This is a genomic window from Pseudomonas sp. P5_B2, from assembly GCF_056400445.1.
Genome location: NZ_JBFULH010001466.1, coordinates 1 through 562, shown reverse-complemented (window position 1 = coordinate 562; position 562 = coordinate 1). Strand labels below are relative to the sequence as shown.

The 562-nt window shown below is 52.1% G+C and carries 1 pseudogene; it reads right to left on the bottom strand.

Annotated elements, in window-relative coordinates:
• A pseudogene (locus AC1DRJ_RS31865) lies at positions 1–540 on the bottom strand (ABC-three component system protein); the annotation flags it as partial.
• Positions 541–562 lie beyond the last annotated feature (22 nt).

The following is a 562-nucleotide window of genomic DNA, read 5'->3' as shown; positions in this document are numbered from 1 at the left end:
CATATCGTCAGGCAGTTCGAGCTTTCCAAGCTGTCCAACAAAAAGCATTTCGTCGGGACGGATTTTCTGCATCCATTCAGCAACCCCGGTTTCCTCAAACGGCAACGGCTCAGAGGGAGCATTCAGGTGGGTTTGCACCAGTGTCTGACGCTTATCGTAAAAGGGTTGCGCTGCCGTCCAGAAGGGCTCCTGATTTGTCCACTTCTCCTGGCACTGCCGAAACAAAAAACCTAGAAGACCTTCGTAAATATCCTCGCTGGATGCTAGGACGTCTTCAGGCAGGTGGAGCGCAGATAAAGTGCGTTGCCTAAGCTCTGCATTGTCTTGGCCATCTTCGATGTTCATACGCTTAATGACAAAAGCGAGATCGGCCTCATCGAACGCCGCTACCTCCGCCGCGATTAATGCGGTCTTTCCCTTCATGACACTTGCTTGGACTCGCAACGTCTGGATCACCTGGGCTGTATCAGCATCTGATTTTGCAGCCGACAGCTTCATCGCCAACGTGTCCTTCTTGACCACCCGATTGGTCACCAACACGAACTCGAGATCGTCATGTGTC